Here is a 16,816-nt window from a genome sequence, read left to right on the forward strand (position 1 = left end):
GACACAGATTTCTGCGAAAACACGGATTTACACGGATTTTAATTTTTTACAAAAAAAACTTTCCAAATTCTTAATTCCTAATTCCTAATTCTCTTATATTCCTCTTGACTGAATTTTATCTCGGTTTTTCATCGCTTTCTCTATTACATCAAAACGGGCTTTACGTTGGTCGGGCTTTGCTACTACTTTGCCGTCCAATTCTACATCCAAAATGTCTTGATTTTGATTGTTGTACATTGGCCAGTTGGGCAGGTTGGCTCCGTTAGGATTACCTGTTTTGGCAAAGTTGGTCCAATAGCCGCACATGATGCGTGCCAGCTCGCTTTCCGTAGGTGTAATGGTAGGTGCAGCACCGCCTGGCCCACCCCAATGAGCACCTAAAGTATTGAATACAAAAGAAATATCAGAACCATGACCTGCCCCGTAAGGTGACCTCTGCTGACTTGATGTAGGCACATAACCAAACTGAAACACATATGCAGGAGCACCTTTGGCAAGGAATGTTCGGGCTGTCATACGTGCAGGCTCACCCCAAACCCAATCCGTATTAAACTTGGCAATAACCTCTTCGAATTTCTTGGTACCTTCGGGATCAAAAGCCGCTTTGGCTTCAGCTTCTAATGTTCCAAAACTGGCAAACAGTTCCTCCTTGGTTTTGGCATTGCTTACAAATGCTCCGCCGATTTCAGCACTACAATTGCCTATCATCAAGGGGATTTTGGGCTGACGAGCAGACATATAGGCAGTTTCTGCTGTTTCTACCACCAATTTACCGTCAAAAATTGGCCCTGAGTGCGTACGTGGGCCATTGGGACCATCGGTTTCTTGACCACCATCTACTATTTTTTCAACAGGCAAAACACGTAATGCGGCCAATGTTGCGGCATCTGTTCCGGTGATTCCCTGTTTTTTGGCAAAATTCATACCGATTGTTTCGGCCGAAACAGCATATAAAACATCTGCGTTTTCTTTGTTGATGGGTCTACCTGTAAGTACGCCATCACGACCACCACTTGAATGACCTATGGCTTTATGAAAAAGCCCTTTTGCTGAAGGAATAGTGATAAGAGAATGTACCGAGACACCTCCAGCCGAGAAGCCAAAAATGGTTACATTTTTTGGGTCGCCACCAAAGGCAGCAATGTTTTTTTGTACCCATTTCAAAGCAGCTATTTGGTCCATAAAGCCATAATTGCCTTTATATTCATTGGGCAGCTCACTGCTCAAAGCTGGATGGGCAAAATACCCTAAGCGACCTACTCGATAATTAATATTGACCAAAATTACACCATTTTTATTCATTTCGATACCGTAGTTTTGAGGACTTGAGGCACTACCACCCGTAAAACCCCCACCATAAATCCAAACCATCACGGGTAGCTTGGCTTTGGCAGCGGCATTGGCAGGTTTCCAAACGTTTAGGTAAAGGCAGTCTTCAGATGAGCCTTCTGCTATTGTGCCTGGTTTTGCTCCCCAGCCAGCTTGGGCTGGATTGGCTGCATATTTGCCAGCATCACGAACACCACTCCATTTTTTCACTGGCTGTGGTGCTTTCCAACGAAACTCACCCACCGGAGGTGCGGCAAATGGTATCCCTTTAAATACCTCAGATGGACCCTCTACTACACCTTGTACTAGGCCGCTGGCTGTTTTTACAGTAGACCCTGTGCTTGATTGCTGTGCATTAAGTGACCCAATGGAAAGAAACGCTAACAGTACGACTATTTTTTTCATGATTGAATAAGTTTTTTGTAAAGAATTTTACGATACAAAGGTCATGGCTTTTTGTAAGTCAAATGGTATATAAATTCCTGCTTTTTCTACCATTTTTACTGATGGAGTTTTAGAAATGTAAATTAGTATTTTTAATATCTTAATTTTGAATGGATTTCAAACTGAAGAATCATGGAAAAAGTAATAAACATAGATAGCGTAAACGATTTTAACGCAGCCAACAACCACAAAACCCTGCATCCCTTGGTGTCTGTTATTGATTATTCACGGGCCGAACCGAGAGATTGGGGCGAGGTGGACACCATTAGGTTTAATTACGGATTATACTCTGTGATACTGAAAGATGTGGTTTGTGGAGATATACGCTACGGTCGGCATCATTATGATTATCAGGCTGGTACTTTGATATTTTATGCACCGGGGCAGTTTGTGAGTCTCGACAATCCCAAAGTGGTTTATCAACCGAAGGGTCATGGAATGATTTTTCATCCCGACTTTTTGATTGGCACTCATCTGGCCAAATCCATACATCAATACAAGTTTTTTAGCTACCAAACCAATGAAGCCCTGCACCTTTCAGAAGATGAAAGAGATTTGATTTTAGACATTTTGACTAAAATTGAATTTGAGTTAAAACAACCTGTAGATAAACATAGCAAAAAGCTCATTGCTAGCAATATTGAGTTGTTTTTGGATTACTGTCAGCGTTTTTATGATCGTCAGTTTATTACCCGGGATGTAGCCCACAGTGGTATTTTGGAGCGATTTGAAGAAAACCTCAATGCTTATTTTCATTCAGATAAACCCCAAACCATTGGGTTGCCTTCTGTAGCTTATTTTGCTGATGAGCTTAATCTTTCGTCCAACTATTTTGGAGATTTGGTCAAAAAAGAAACCGGGCAATCGGCCAAAGACTATATTCTTTTCAAAACGATCAGCATAGCCAAAGAAAAGGTATTTGAAAATGATAAGACGGTTAATGAAATCGCCTACGAGCTTGGCTTCAAATATCCACAGCATTTCACAAGGCTTTTCAAGCAAAAAGTAGGAATGAGTCCGATGGAGTTTAGGGGGGTGAATTGAGAAAATTATACTATCTGCTTTTTCCGATGCTCCACGCCCCATTTGTGCATCGCTACTATCACTTCGCTCAGGGTTTTGCTATAATCTGTAAGGGCATATTCAACCGTAATGGGCTTGGTGTCACAAACCGTTCGGCTAACCAAACCGTGCATTTCTAATTCCTGCAATTCTTTTGATAAAATACGGGGCGAAATACCTACCTCTCTGGAAAGCTCCCGAAATCTTCGCTTGCCATTTCGCAAGACCGAAATCAAAACGAGTTTCCATTTACCCCCAACCACATCTAAGGTGTCTTGAATAGCCAATTGGGCTTTTTCACAGGAATTATGATTGTTTTGCATATAGTATTCTTTTTGTAATCGGTATCCTTTGTGTAACAGATAACAAAAGTATATCACATGAATTATATTTTTGCATAAAATTTTAAAATATTCTTATGAACAATAAAACAAAAAACATCATTGGTTGGGTATTAGCAGGTTTACTATCTTTTGTATTTGTAGGAAGCGGTATCATGAAAATCATGGGTGGTAATGCCGAAATGGCAAAAGGCTTAGGTGGAGAAACAAATATGTTGGCACTCGGAATTTTAGAATTGGTAATGGTGATTCTATTTCTGATTCCAAAAACGGGCGTTGTTGGTGCTTTGTTGATGATTGCTTATATCGGTGGTGCAATGGCAGTGCATTTGACTACGGGTCAGTCTATTATATTTCTTGTAGTAATTCAGATAGTTATATGGTTGATAAGTGCCTTTCGCTTCCCTGAATTGACACAGCGACTATTTAGCAATGAAAAATAAACAAATTTCCATAAATACAATCCTGTATCTTTTTATAGGTATTTGGCTAACGTCCGTTATTGGTTTTCATACCAAATATTCATCAAAATTTCCTGATTTTGAAGGTGTTACGCCGCTCATACACTTTCATGGCACGGTAATGATGCTTTGGTATGTGCTATTGTTTGCTCAGGTATTATTGATAAAATTCAATAAAAACTCTTGGCATAAAACACTTGGACTTTTTGGTTTTATATTGGCTCCGTTGGTTGTATATTCTACACTTTTGGTTACCCGAATGCAATATTACCGTGAGTTACCTATACAAGGTGAGGCTGGTATTTTGGGGCATTTCACTATTGAAATTCCCTTGATGATATTCTTTACTACTTTTTTTGTTTTGGCAATGGTCAATAGAAAGAATCCTTATGCCCATACAAGGTATATTATTGCTACGGCTTTGACATTTATTGGACCAGGTTTGGGTAGAGCGATTATTTTTATGTCTGGCTTACACCCACTTTTGGGGCTTGCCTCAATGCTTCTGACGCCGACAATTGTTGCGGCTATATTTTGGTATAGCGACTATAAAAATAAACGAAACATAAAGCCATTTAGAACAATAACGCTGTTGCTTGCTTGTCAAATCGTATGTTTTGCCATACAGAAAACCATAATTTGGCAAAGTTTTGCAAAGGGGTTTGTGGAACTATTATTTTAACGTATTATAATTAACTGAAAATGAAACTTTTAGACAAAACAAAAATAGGCAGTTTTGAATTAAAAAACAGCATGGTAATGGCAGCTATGACCAGAAGCCGTGCTGATATATCTGGAATAGTGGGCAATGCGACAGTAACCTATTACACCCAAAGAGCAAGTGCAGGATTGATATTGTCTGAGGCCATAAATATCTCAGAGCAAGCAATAGGAAGTCCCTTTACTCCTGGGCTTTATACAAATGCACAAATAGAGGCTTGGAAAAAAGTCACAACAGCGGTGCACAAGGCTGGTGGAATAATTTTTGCTCAATTATGGCACACAGGCCGTGTGGGGCATTCTGTTGATAGAAATGGAGATTTACCTGTAGCACCTTCGGCAATCGCTATTAGTGGAATGCAGCATTTTACCTCCCAAGGTCCAAAGGACTACGAAACACCAAGAGCATTAACAAACGCTGAAGTCAAACAAATCATTAAAGATTATGGACAAGCTGCAAAAAATGCAATAGAAGCAGGTTTTGATGGCGTCGAATTACACGCAGCCAACGGTTATTTACCAAATCAGTTTTTAGCAGAAAGTGCTAATCAACGCACAGATGAATATGGTGGAAGCATTGAAAATAATAGCCGTTTTATTCTGGAAATTATGCAAGAACTTATTTCTGCCGTAGGTGGGCATAAAGTAGGCATAAAAATATCACCCTTGCAACCTTATGCGGACATTGTATTAAATGACCCAACGGTTACATTTAAATATTTGATTCAAGAACTTAATAAAATGGAATTTGCTTTTGTGGAATTAATGAAAAAAAGTCCGATGTTTCCGGCCATTCCGACTTATCCTACTGAGGATGAAATCGAGTTGTTTGGCTCACTAATAAAGCAACCATTAATAGCTGGAACGGCCTACAATAAAGAAAGTGCCGAAGAAGAATTAAAGAAAGGAATAGCAAAAGCCATAGCCTTTGGAAGCTCATTTTTAGCCAATCCAGACTTACCTAAAAGATTTGAGCTGGATGCTCCACTAAATCAACCCGACAGGATGACGATGTTTGGTGGTGACGAAAAAGGATATATTGATTATCCATTTTTATTGAATTAGGTTTTTATGCCACGAATGCACAAATCATTCGTGGCATGTTTTTATCAGCATGTCTTTAATTGCCTTGAAATTAATTTCTGACTATTATTTCTTTTCAAATATTCTTCCATAAATGCCATTTGATACGACATATATTTTCCATTCATTTCGATATCAAATACGACCTTTCCAACTAAAATAGCGGTATTGCCAAAGTCATTCACCTTACAGATGGAAAAGTTTTTGAGACTACCCAGTCCATCAGCCAAATCGCCTTTGAGCTGGGCTTTAAATACCCTCAAAATTTCACAAGGCTTTTTAAGCAAAAAACGGGGGTGAGTCCGAATGCGTATCGGGGGTTGAATTAGCATTATTAACTTAGCTTTCTAAAGGCAGTCGGTGTACGTCCTGTAAACTTCTTAAACTGTTTGCAAAAATGGCTTTCATCTATAAATCCAAACTCGTCAGCAATTTCTCCCACAGTCATTTGACTATACAAAAGCCGAATCTCAATGAGTTTCATTTTATATTTGGTGATGTATTGCTTGAGCGACTCCCCAGTGTGTCTTTTAAAAAAAATACTCACGTAGTCGGGTGAATAGTTGAAAACATCTGCTAAATGCTCGATGCTAAGCTTCGAAGGCTCGTAAATATGTTGCTTGACATAGACCAAAATTGCCTCTACAGAATCTTTCAAAACAACACTTTGAGCCGATTGAACGGAAAGATTTCGAGCCAAAATGGTCATCATACTCTGCATAATGGCCGTACGGATGATATCGAAATATTTTGATTCTTTGTTTTCATACTCCACTTCTAAAATAGATAACAAGCTGAATAACTGCACCTTATCTTGCCTATCACTCACCACAGCTCCCCTACTTTGCGAAGAAGTAAACAATACAGCATTCAATACTTGTTGCCAAAGATTGTTTTTGTCGGCCATTTGCTCCTTGAGAATGGAATCATTGAAACGAATAAAACAAAACTCCGTGGGTGCATTTATTTCAAAACTATGATAATCCTCTGGCCCAAGCAGAAAGACATCTCCATGCGAATATTCAAACGTGTTGCCATTAATATTGTGCCTGCCATTTCCCTGCAACACAAAAATGATTTCAAAATACGTGTGATTGTGTACCGCATGCGTCCAGGCAGTGGCCTCAAAATGGTAAATATTAAACGGAGAATGTAGTAAGTATCTTTTCATAAAATGATTGGCAATCGATTATGACCAAATTATGATGGATTTTTACAACTAACAAGAAAAACATGTTTTATAATTTTGCAGCAACAAGAAATTATTCCTTCTAAATGCTGATTATTATGAAAAGATTACTTTTTTCTTTACTCATAGTTACGTGTACATTTTCTTTCATTTCAATGCAAAGGGATGACGATTGGGAGATTCTTTTGGACAAAGACTTGAGTAAATGGGAGAATTATTTAAGCTATAGACACAAAGACAATTATAATGGAAAAATACCAAAAGACAATTTAGGAAAAGATATACAACCAATAGGTTACAACAAAGATTCCACAAGGGTTTTTTCTGTTATAAATGATTCTAAAAGTCCAGTTTTACATGTTAGTGGAGAGATTTATGGCTGTTTATTTACTAAAAAGTCTTATGAAAATTACCACTTAAAACTCCAAGTAAAATGGGGAACTCAAAAGTATGAACCAAGAAAAAACAAATTGAAAGATTCCGGCATTCTTTACCATTCTGTTGGCGAGGCTGGAGCAGAATATTGGCGATCATGGATGCTTTCGCAGGAATTTCAAATAATGGAAGGCCACATGGGCGATTTCTGGTGTCAGGCCAACTCTGCCATTGATATTCGTTCGTTTCCTGCTGAAGGTGTTATGAATAGAGTGGCTGATGAAAAACAACCTTATCGCACATTCAAAGGAGGTGGCGATTATTACTGCATGCGTTCGGGAAATTTTGAAAGCCCTGCCAACGAATGGGCAAATCTGGAACTTATCTGTTTCGAAGGTAAAAGCCTACATATCGTAAACGGCCATGTAGTGATGATACTTAAAAACTCACGCTTTACGTTGCCTGATGGAAAAGAAATACCACTAACGAGTGGCAAAATTCAACTTCAAAGTGAAGCAGCAGAGGTTTTTTATCGCAATATTTATATAAAACCTATCACAGCCATGCCCAAAGCTTATGAGAAATTATTTTAAAAAAATATTATTAAAACTATAAAAACAAACAAATGGAAAATACAACAAGAAGAAAATTTCTAAAAACAAATGCACTTGCACCACTGGCATTTACCAATATGGTAGTTTCAGAAAAACCTCCCAAAAAAGACTTTTTCGTTCATCATGTTTATTTTTGGTTGAAAAACCCAGCTTCTGAAGCAGACAGAGAAAAACTGATAGAAGGTCTGGATATTTTATCGAAAGTTTCAGAAATCAAAATGGCACATATCGGTACACCTGCAAGTACAAATAGAAGCGTAATAGAGCGTGGTTATGCGGTTTCGTGGCTTTTGTTTTTTAACAATATCGAAGATGAGGAAATTTACCAAAAACACCCAGTTCATCTAAAATTCATAGCAGATTACTCATATCTTTGGGAAAAAGTCATTGTCTATGATTCAGTTGGAGCCAAGAGAAAAGGTTGATTCTTGACTTTCAAGAAATATATTTTCAATATCGAGAATCCGATTTTGTTTGTAAAAGCACGCGATAAACTGTGTGCTTTTACAAATTTTAATGTTTGAATCTAACCATCACAACCTCCCCACTTCTCTCCAAACATTCAATTCATCCTTAAATCTGTCATTAATTACATCTAATTTAGTATCAATTCTCATCGTTGGCCTGTCTTTAAGATTATAGGCTTTCCATTCGGGAGCATCTTTTGCAAATGGCTTGCCTGTTTTGGCAAAATTGGTCCACAATTCTGCAAAATTATGTGATGCAGTTACTCTTTCAGGTTTGTTACCGCCAAAAAAACTTGGTTTATCAGCTGATTCATTAAAGAATTTAAAACTAATATCCATAGCATGCGGCGTTCCCATTTCAAAATCAGTACCTGGAATTTTAACTTCAGATTTGTACCCAAAATTGTACAGATAAACGGGAGCTCCTGATTGTTTTGTTTTTTTCTCTGCAATGTCAATAGAGCCTAGGCCCATCATATTGATTGACGAAATAGCTATGTAAATATCTGCTGGAGAAGCATTTGGTCGAGCTTTACGATAGGTATCAATTATTTTTTTTGTGTTTTCACCGTAAGTAGACTCAAATCTTTTGTGCAAGCTTTCGAAATCATACTTGGCAAATTCAGTTTCTTTTCTTTCCCAAGCAAAAAAAGCCCATTCATCTTCATTCCAGCCAACCAAAAGCGGTTTGTTTTTAGAAATCTCTGGTGCTGTTGGGTCGAAAGGATGATATGGCAAAGCCTTTCCATCCACTACTGGCCCAAAACCACCGTAATTTCTCCTCATAAAACCTTGATTTTTGTTTTTCTCAACAAACGGCGGCACAAAGGGAAGTTTTCCTTGCATTTCTAACAATTTGCTCGTTGGTACATCCAAAATCTTTCTCCAATCTTTTGGTTCGATATTTAGCTCTTTCAAAAGCATCAAAGTTGTTTCAGCTGCCACTTCTTTAGGTGTCATTCGTACTCCTGGCCCGCTTTCAATGGATGCTTTGTTAAAATAAGGTGTTGCCGAAGGCATTGCATACAAACAAGACGTTTTTGCTCCACCACCTGACTCTCCCCAAATCATTACATTATTTGGGTCGCCACCAAAGTTCGCAATGTTTTTATTCACCCATTTTAGCCCCTCCACGATGTCCAACATACCGTTGTTGCCCGAACCTTCGTAGTCGGCTCCGCCCAATTCGTCTAAATACAAAAAGCCCAGTAAACCTAAGCGATGGTTGGTTTCTACCACAACGACATCAAAATGACGAGCGAGATTTGCACCATCTTGGCTGGCAGACCCACCTGAGCCAATCACAAAACCACCACCGTGGCTGTAAAACATCACCGGGCGTTTTTTACTGTCGTTGGCTGGAGTCCACACATTCAAAAACAGACAGTCTTCGGATGGTTCGGGCTCGTTTCTTCGAGGATTCTGGATAGCCGGAGCTCCCAAAGTCAGTGTCTCTTTTACTTCTACCCATGCTTCAAGCGGAGCAGGCCGACGGAATCTTCTTTCGCCTGATGTTTTGCCCGCATAAGGAATGCCTTTGAAGATATTTACGCCATTATCTCTATATCCTTTTATTTTGCCAAAATTTGTATCAGAAGTAACAAATTCTTCAAACTGTGAGTTTGAGAAAGCATAATTTGCAACCGATAATCCGGCTACCGACAGGGCAGTTTTATTTAAAAATTCTCTTCTTTTCATAGGTAAAATAATGATGAGTTATGAACGATGAGTTATGAATTTTGAAATTGAATGATTTATCATTTATCATTCATAACTCATCATTAAATTTAGATGTTAAATTGATTTATTCCTTCTTTCAAAGCAATCTTTTTGCCTTTCCAAACTAAATTTCCCGTGATGCTTTTTGGCAATTCGACTTGAATCTTCCATTTCCCATTTTCGAGTTTATAGCTCGCCGAAATACTTCCTTTTGGGTGTGGCATAGTTCCACTTATATCTGTCATTTGACCTAAATGTGGCTCAATTTTCACTTTTGAAAAAGCCAAACCATCGCTATCAATACCCAAAATGGTACGATAAAACTCAATATTTGGACTCGAACCCCATGCGTGGCAATCTGAGCGGGTTTTGTCGACATCTGAGGTTTCAGCCCAAGTTGTAAGGCCTTGTTGAATGTTTTCTCGCCATTTGTCGAGCCATTTCAAATAATCATTGCCTTTTCCAGCTTTTATTAGTGCTTGATGCAAATAATATTTGAAATAAATAGAGGCAGGAGCGAGCTTATTATTGGTTATTAGTTGATTAGAAATTTCGTCAGCCTCCACATTTGTCACAATTCCCGTCAGAATGGCCAATGAATTGGTATGTTGCGAAAATTCATCTTTTTCCTCTCTATCGGCAAATAATTTCTTGGTGGTATCCCAATATTTTGCTCGAATGGTCTTTTTCAATACCTCGGCAGCTTGTAGATATTGATTGGCAAAGGCATGGTTTCCCAGTTTTGTTTCCAAATCTGCCGCCACTTGATACGCCCAAAGTAATTGAAAATCAAGCACTGCGGAGGTTCCGTTGGCACTCATTGGGCCGGCTCCTGCTCTCCACTCTTTTTGATTGTCAACCCAGTCTGTAAACATCCACTGAGGTGTATTTTTAAGGCGACCATCGGCTTGCTGGTAACTTTTAAAATAATCCAGAATCTGACGTGTACCGCCAATTTTACTCTTTACAAACTCAGTATCAGCACCATATCGGGCATAATCTTGTAACATGCCTATATACCAAAGCGAGAACGTTGGAATATACTGGGGCGTGTAAGAAGGGTGACGGCTGAAAGTTACTCCCTCTGGAGTTCGAGAAAAGTCCATGAGGTTGATGGCATTTTTAACCAAACGGTCGTCACCACTGTTATAAAGCGAAACTAAGGCTTGGATTCGACCATCGCCGATGTATTGCAGCTGCTCGTAATATGGACAATCCATATAGGTTTCATAAGCACAGAGTCGAGCGGTTCTCCATCCTATCTCCAACATTTTGTCCATTTCTTGCCTTCCTGTATTGAGCTGAGCGTTCATTTGGAACGGATAACCCGTAAAAGTGCCATAAATGTCATTTATTGTTAGGGGTTCGTTTTGAGTAGAAATTGTCAACTGCAAATAACGATAAGTGCGGTAAGTGAGGCTTGTGAATTTCTGATTTTGACTCCCATCAGAAATCAAACTATCGGCTCGACCTATAAAGGTTTTCTCTGCGGTTTCGTTTCTATTGCCTTTTCCTCCAGCTTTTGCAAAAAGTGCTTCAGCATATCTTAAACTAATATTTGCTGATTTACCACTACTAAACGCTATGTTTGGATAAGCATTGGTTAGATAACTTTGGTCTAAAATAATGTTCACTTTAGCATTTGCCGGTATTACTAAGTCCGTTTTTTTTGCAGGAAAATCATTAGATATACTCGAAATGCCTTCAACACTAACTACTTTCATCAATCGTTCGTCTTTAAGTTCCATTTGTGGAATTATAGATGGTACCAACATCCAGCCACTCATCGTGCCAAAAGCTCCGAGTACATTTTTGGGAACTGCACCGCCCGCTGGTCTGGCTTTTTGCCAATTTTTATCGTCAAAGTCTGCTGATTGCCAGTTTTTTGGACTCAAACCCATGTTCCTTATTTCGCCAGCCCCTGCCACATAATATCCTCTGGTTCTGAAAACCAATGGGGCAAAACTGTTGTCCTTTTCGCATAACCAGGTATTGTTGGTATTAATATCCTTTTGAGCCGAGGTGTTACCTTGGAGAACAAAACCTGTTTTAAAAGTAATCTGAGCCTCGGGTTTAAATTCTCCTTCGTTCCATACTTGAGCAGCCACTATGTTTTTTCCAGCTATTAAATACGATGCTATGTCAACCGTTTCGTAGTTCCAGTGGGCAATATCTCCGCGAGCAGGACCCATCGAAACGAGTTTTTCATTCACATAAAGTTTATAACGATTATCTCCAGAAACATGAATTATGTAGTTTGTGGGCTTTGTGGGTAAATCAAAACTTTTGCGGAACAAATATACTCCATAGCCGTCAGGAGAGGCATTCGGGACTGATATCCATTGGGCATGCCAGCGTTTGTTAATAACGTCCGGTTCTCCTGTCGGAGGACCAAATTGGGCTTTTACAAGAAAAGAAAATAACACCAAAATGGATACTGCAATTGTAAACTTTGTTCTCATAAAATTCTATTTAAGGTTGAATTGATATTTTTGACATCTCGATAGAGATTTTCCTATACTTTTAATCAAAATAATGCAATTTTATTTCATTAACTATACTTTACTCTACTGGTTTAAAGACCATTGACTTCGCTATGCAGTAAAATCTCTGGCCTTACCAAATATTATTTTTAAAAAAGAATAGCATTAACAAACCGAGATAAATTGATTACAATGCTTTAGGATTCTGTCTATTTAAGCTCAGCCTTCAAAAAAGCCATCACTTTTGTTCTGATTTCTTCCACATCATACATTTTACCAAAATGCGGGGCATCATTCACTATAGTCAGCTCGTTTTTTACTCCATAATGATTTAACCATGAGCTCAATAGCTTAGAATGTCTATTTGAAACCAAATTATCCTTTTCTCCATGAAAAATTAAAAAAGGCGGGTCGTTTTTATCAATATAAGTAATTGGACTGGCGGCTTTTGCCAAATCTGGGCGATCTACTGGAGTTCCACCTATCAGAATACTCTCGGGAGATTTTGGGTCTTCACTTCCTGCAAACAGCGTCAAATCCGTGGGGCCGTAAAAATCTACCACTGCTTTGTATTTGAATGGCCTATAAGAGTTCGGTAAGTATAAATTATCGACTTTATTGTTTTGCGAAGTACCCATCAACGAAGCCAAATGACCACCTGCCGAAAACCCCATGAGTGCGAAACGGTTCTTCTCGATATTGTATTTATGGGCATTATCGTAGAGAAATGATGCCGCTTTGTTGCAGTCTTGCAAAATGCCTGGAAAAACTGCATTTTGGGCAAATCGGTAATCGATAGATGCGACAGCAATGCCGCTGTTGAGCATGGCATTGATGGTTTCGGTCATATAACCCATGTCAGCATATTTATCATTGCCAATCCAGCCACCTCCGTGAATAAAAACAACCAGTGGAACGCCGCCAGACGGAATCTTTTCATTTGTATTAGCTGGTAAATAAATATCTAATAAATGCTTTTTTAGTGTATCATTGTTGTAGGGAATATTGCCATGGATGATAGTTCCTTCTGGCATTCTGCCTTGAATGACGCTTGGAGATGGCGGTTGAGCCAATAGAATCGAAGAAGCAAAAAGTAATAAAAAAAGTAAAGCTTGTCTTTCCATTTTTGAATAAATTAAGGTTGTTTTTTTGTTTTAAACGAGAAAGTGTTGATTTCACCTTCTCGTTTATTTATATCTCTATATGTTCTTTTTAAAACTTAAAACTCACGGTCAAGAAATAGGCTCTTGGTGGTAAACTTAATGTAGAATACACTGCATTCGGATTTGCCTCAAGCCTTGCTTTTGTAAAACCTTGACGATCTAAGGCCGCCGGAAAGCCACCAGGTGCTGACCAACCCATAATTCCATCTTGATTAAACAGGTTATTGATATTGGCTTGCAATTGCAATTTTGTGTTAATATTATATCCCAGATTCAAGTTGCTTTGGTTAAATGCGGGCAATGAAAATGCATTGGGAACATTGGCAGCACGCTTACCCATATAGGAGAAATCTAAGGAAGAATAAAACTTGCCTTTGTTATAGCTTGGCGATAATCTAAGGATTGTTCTAGCATTGTTATCTGTTTCGTTTCCTGAGAAATCTTGAATTACATCGTCGGCTCTACCATTAGCTCCAGTAATCCATGTTTGAAATTTGGTAGCAGTAGATTGCTGAAAGGTTGCTACTGCACGCAAACTAAATTCTTCAGTGAAATTATGATTTGCCTCAAGTTCAACACCCATGGTCGTAATTTTATTGTATAAAACAGGTAAAGCATAGATAGAACTCAAATCAGAGGTTTCCTGACCAACACTTTGCTGCGGAACATTGCTCAAAATACTAAAAAATGGTGTAACAAATAAATTAGTGCTACCTGACTTTAATTTGTAACCTACTTCAACTTGCTGTATTTTTTGAGCAATAGGGTTCAAATTCGCTTCACCGAAGGCTGTGTTAATATTTAAAAACATATCCAAATCTGGAGCTTTGCTACCTTGCGAGAATCTTGCATATACGGCCTGGTTGTCAGAATATTTATAGTTCAAACCACCTGAAAACGAGAATGTACTCACTTTCTGATTATTGTATTTGTAAGTAGCAGTGATTTTTCCAGCTGAATTGTCATAGTGTGTCAAAGGATTTCCATCTACACCATTAGCAGAGCCAACGTTAGTGCCTATTTGGTTTGAACCTCTATATACCACATTCTCATAACGTACTCCCCAATCAAAATTCAGTTTTGGATTAATGGCCCAGTTATGACCAAAGAACAGAGCCGTTTGGTTTTGCATGGCCTCTTGTAGTGTAAAAGCACCACTTCTTCCGGAACCACCAACTACGCCGTCAGGATTTGTAACTTGGACAGTTTTACCATCAAAACCAGCGAGAGAAATAGAAGCAAGCGTGGGGTATGGAGCTGTCATTTGTGTGTAAGCTTCCCCTGGGCCACCTTGTGTAGTGATGCGATCTAAATTAGAATTGGCATAAAACAAACCTGCCGTAAAACTCATGTTGTCAAGTTTCTTTGAAATCGTAAATTGGTCAATAAACTCTTTCATGTCGTTTTCCATATAAAACAATGGATTGAAATACAATGAGTTTTTCTGAATACTTGCTCCTGGGAAATTGCTGCCATTGTCTATAAAATTAAACCCTGCAAAGTTTCCATTGACAATATTTGGAGCCTGTGTTATGGAACCAATCTGAGTACCAGTAGATAAATCTTTAAATGTGTAAGTTCCAAATTTCCCTAATAAACCGGGAATCGCATAAAAAACTAAACCGTCTGTGGCAAAAGGATAGGCTACAGCCGTGGTGTTCCATGTGGCGTGTTTACTTGAGTACTTAGCTTTGTTGTCAATGGTCAACCCTTGCCCAATAGTTTGTTCCCAATTCAAACCAATAGAATTATCAACCGAATGTATTTTGTCGCGAGAATCATAGTGTTTTTTAACACCAGAGTCGTTGATTGTAAAATCAGCTTCTACAGCGGGTATCAACACAGAATGGGTTTGCTCAACCCCAGCCGGCAATTTCGGATCTGTAAAACCAATGGTAGGCAAAAACTCGAACCATGCATTTTTATCATTTAGTGTTTTAAGAAATAATTTAACACTACCACTTTTGTATATTTTGGCAACATTAGCCTTGACTTGTCCACCATTATTCATTGGGTAGCCTGGGTATCTTGCCCCATCTGATTGACGATAAAAACCTCCAATATTATAAGTGATGGTTTTATCTTTGCTTAGTGGCCCACCAAAATTTACATCGGTTCTGTAAAATGGATTTTTACCATTTCCTTCCAAACCTACTTTTGCTCGAACTTCGGCAGCAAAAGTTTGTCCGCCTGTTTTTGATACGTAATTAAAAATCCCTCCCGGAGCATTATTGCCTAAAATCGAGGCAGTTCCGCCTCTTACTGCTTCCAATTTACCCAAAGTGGCATCAGGACGCAAAAAATAATCGGGGCCATAATTGCCATAAGTGGCATTCGTAACTGGCAAACCATCTTCTTGCATTGATACATAATAATAGCCCGAAGCACCATCATTCGACCCCACCGAAACCCCACGAGAATAAACCGTATTACGGATTTCACCCAAAGAAGAATTTACAAAAACTCCAGGAATGTTTTTCAGCAAATCTGCTGCACTCCCTACGGCAATCCTTTCTATTTGTTTGGCGTTCAAAGTAGATATTGCTACAGAAGATTCCATACGAGTGCGTTTATCAAACACACCTGTTACAACTACTTCATCTAAGTAAGCGGCATCTTCTAATAAAGTTATGTTAAGTATGGTTTCGTTTCCCACAATAATAGACTTGGTGGTGTAGCCTACAAATGAAAACACCAATACATCGGCTTCATTTGGCACATCCATGCTAAACCTACCATTTAGGTCTGTAACAGTACCTCGGGTGGTGCCTTTCAACAAAACACTTACACCAGGTAAAGCCTCTTTTTTTTCGTTGGTAACTGCACCTGTTATTGTTTTTAAAATTACTGTAGAGGCATTTAGCGTTTGGCTGTCTACTTTTTTTGATTGAATTGTTTTTAAATCAATTTCTTTTTGCTTCAAGATGATTTGATTCCCATTTAATTGAAAATCAATATTCAAGGGTGTCAAAAGCCTTTCTAAAGATTCACCAATGGATTGATTATTAGAATCGAAACTTACTTTTTGACGAGAATTAATAACTTGTGGACTATAGAAAAACTTTACATTGCCAATTTTCTCAAATTGATTTAAAAGCGTTTTGAGTTTTTCATCCGTGACTTTTATACTTATTTTCCTATTAAATACTTCCTGTGCATCGGCATTGTTAGCAAAACTTATGCTTGCAAGGCCGATTGCCATAATAAACTGTACTAACGATATTTTCATGCATCGCAAGATTAATTGATAATTTTTTTTCATACTTTTGAATGTTTTGTTTGATTTTTTAAGGATTTCGGACACAACGGCACCAACTACTTTCAAGCAGTTTAGTGTTTCAAAGCCAAAGGTTCTGACCAACTTTT

15 protein-coding genes are annotated in these 16,816 nt (G+C 38.5%); 7 read left to right on the forward strand and 8 right to left on the reverse strand.

Going from position 1 to position 16,816, the window contains the following annotated elements:
• Positions 1 to 93: 93 nt before the first annotated feature.
• The gene (locus EGI26_RS18540) at positions 94 to 1,734 is read right to left on the reverse strand and encodes a carboxylesterase/lipase family protein (RefSeq protein ID WP_255080560.1); all 1,641 of its coding nucleotides are present in this window, start codon (positions 1,732 to 1,734) and stop codon (positions 94 to 96) included.
• Positions 1,735 to 1,905: 171 nt separating this feature from the next.
• Here EGI26_RS18540 and EGI26_RS18545 point away from each other — a divergent pair, with 171 nt between their 5' ends.
• Positions 1,906 to 2,817 (forward strand): AraC family transcriptional regulator, encoded by a 912-nt coding sequence (locus EGI26_RS18545; RefSeq protein WP_255080561.1) that lies wholly within the window; start codon positions 1,906 to 1,908, stop codon positions 2,815 to 2,817.
• 5 nt (positions 2,818 to 2,822) lie between these two features.
• Here EGI26_RS18545 and EGI26_RS18550 read toward each other — a convergent pair whose 3' ends face one another.
• Positions 2,823 to 3,158, reverse strand: coding sequence for a helix-turn-helix domain-containing protein (locus EGI26_RS18550; protein ID WP_255080562.1), 336 nt, complete (start codon positions 3,156 to 3,158; stop codon positions 2,823 to 2,825).
• Positions 3,159 to 3,253: 95 nt separating this feature from the next.
• Between EGI26_RS18550 and EGI26_RS18555 the strand changes: the two genes are divergently transcribed.
• From EGI26_RS18555 to EGI26_RS18565, 3 genes are read left to right on the forward strand one after another with little or no spacing between them, the layout of a single operon-like run.
• A complete protein-coding gene (locus tag EGI26_RS18555) occupies positions 3,254 to 3,619 on the forward strand; it encodes a DoxX family protein (protein WP_255080563.1) in 366 nt (121 codons plus the stop codon).
• Positions 3,609 to 4,319: a hypothetical protein gene (locus EGI26_RS18560; RefSeq protein ID WP_255080564.1), complete on the forward strand. Its 711-nt coding sequence runs from the start codon at positions 3,609 to 3,611 to the stop codon at positions 4,317 to 4,319. The genes EGI26_RS18555 and EGI26_RS18560 overlap by 11 nt, the downstream gene beginning before the upstream one ends.
• A gap of 20 nt (positions 4,320 to 4,339) precedes the next feature.
• A complete protein-coding gene (locus EGI26_RS18565) occupies positions 4,340 to 5,422 on the forward strand; it encodes an alkene reductase (protein ID WP_255080565.1) in 1,083 nt (360 codons plus the stop codon).
• Positions 5,423 to 5,466: 44 nt separating this feature from the next.
• On the opposite strand, the gene EGI26_RS18570 is transcribed toward EGI26_RS18565, so the two are convergent.
• Complete coding sequence (locus tag EGI26_RS18570; RefSeq protein ID WP_255080566.1) at positions 5,467 to 5,703, reverse strand: hypothetical protein; 237 nt, start codon at positions 5,701 to 5,703, stop codon at positions 5,467 to 5,469.
• Between EGI26_RS18570 and EGI26_RS18575 the strand changes: the two genes are divergently transcribed.
• Positions 5,683 to 5,769, forward strand: a complete 87-nt coding sequence (locus tag EGI26_RS18575) for an AraC family transcriptional regulator (protein ID WP_255080628.1) — start codon at positions 5,683 to 5,685, stop codon at positions 5,767 to 5,769. The genes EGI26_RS18570 and EGI26_RS18575 overlap by 21 nt on opposite strands.
• Before the next feature lie 5 nt (positions 5,770 to 5,774).
• Here EGI26_RS18575 and EGI26_RS18580 read toward each other — a convergent pair whose 3' ends face one another.
• Entirely contained in the window at positions 5,775 to 6,611 is an 837-nt protein-coding gene (locus EGI26_RS18580; RefSeq protein WP_255080567.1) for an AraC family transcriptional regulator, read from the reverse strand.
• A 116-nt stretch (positions 6,612 to 6,727) separates the two neighbouring features.
• On the opposite strand from EGI26_RS18580, the gene EGI26_RS18585 reads away from it, so the two are divergent.
• Together EGI26_RS18585 and EGI26_RS18590 are read left to right on the forward strand one after the other, a co-directional pair.
• The gene (locus tag EGI26_RS18585) at positions 6,728 to 7,597 is read left to right on the forward strand and encodes a DUF1080 domain-containing protein (RefSeq protein ID WP_255080568.1); all 870 of its coding nucleotides are present in this window, start codon (positions 6,728 to 6,730) and stop codon (positions 7,595 to 7,597) included.
• 32 nt (positions 7,598 to 7,629) lie between these two features.
• Positions 7,630 to 8,043, forward strand: coding sequence for a Dabb family protein (locus EGI26_RS18590; protein WP_255080569.1), 414 nt, complete (start codon positions 7,630 to 7,632; stop codon positions 8,041 to 8,043).
• Between the two features lie 108 nt (positions 8,044 to 8,151).
• On the opposite strand, the gene EGI26_RS18595 is transcribed toward EGI26_RS18590, so the two are convergent.
• The 4 genes from EGI26_RS18595 to EGI26_RS18610 all read right to left on the reverse strand — a co-directional run bounded on the left by EGI26_RS18595 (position 8,152) and on the right by EGI26_RS18610 (position 16,679).
• On the reverse strand, positions 8,152 to 9,783 hold the full coding sequence (locus EGI26_RS18595) for a carboxylesterase/lipase family protein (RefSeq protein ID WP_255080570.1): 1,632 nt from the start codon (positions 9,781 to 9,783) through the stop codon (positions 8,152 to 8,154).
• An 89-nt stretch (positions 9,784 to 9,872) separates the two neighbouring features.
• The gene (locus EGI26_RS18600; RefSeq protein WP_255080571.1) at positions 9,873 to 12,266 is read right to left on the reverse strand and encodes an alpha-L-rhamnosidase C-terminal domain-containing protein; all 2,394 of its coding nucleotides are present in this window, start codon (positions 12,264 to 12,266) and stop codon (positions 9,873 to 9,875) included.
• A gap of 230 nt (positions 12,267 to 12,496) precedes the next feature.
• Positions 12,497 to 13,411 carry an alpha/beta hydrolase gene (locus EGI26_RS18605; RefSeq protein ID WP_255080572.1) on the reverse strand — a complete coding sequence of 305 codons (915 nt, stop codon included), beginning with the start codon at positions 13,409 to 13,411 and terminating at the stop codon, positions 12,497 to 12,499.
• Positions 13,412 to 13,499: 88 nt separating this feature from the next.
• Positions 13,500 to 16,679 carry a TonB-dependent receptor domain-containing protein gene (locus EGI26_RS18610; RefSeq protein WP_255080573.1) on the reverse strand — a complete coding sequence of 1,060 codons (3,180 nt, stop codon included), beginning with the start codon at positions 16,677 to 16,679 and terminating at the stop codon, positions 13,500 to 13,502.
• Positions 16,680 to 16,816 lie beyond the last annotated feature (137 nt).

The sequence above is a fragment of the Lacihabitans sp. CCS-44 genome (genome assembly GCF_024343735.1).
GTDB lineage: Bacteria > Bacteroidota > Bacteroidia > Cytophagales > Spirosomataceae > Leadbetterella.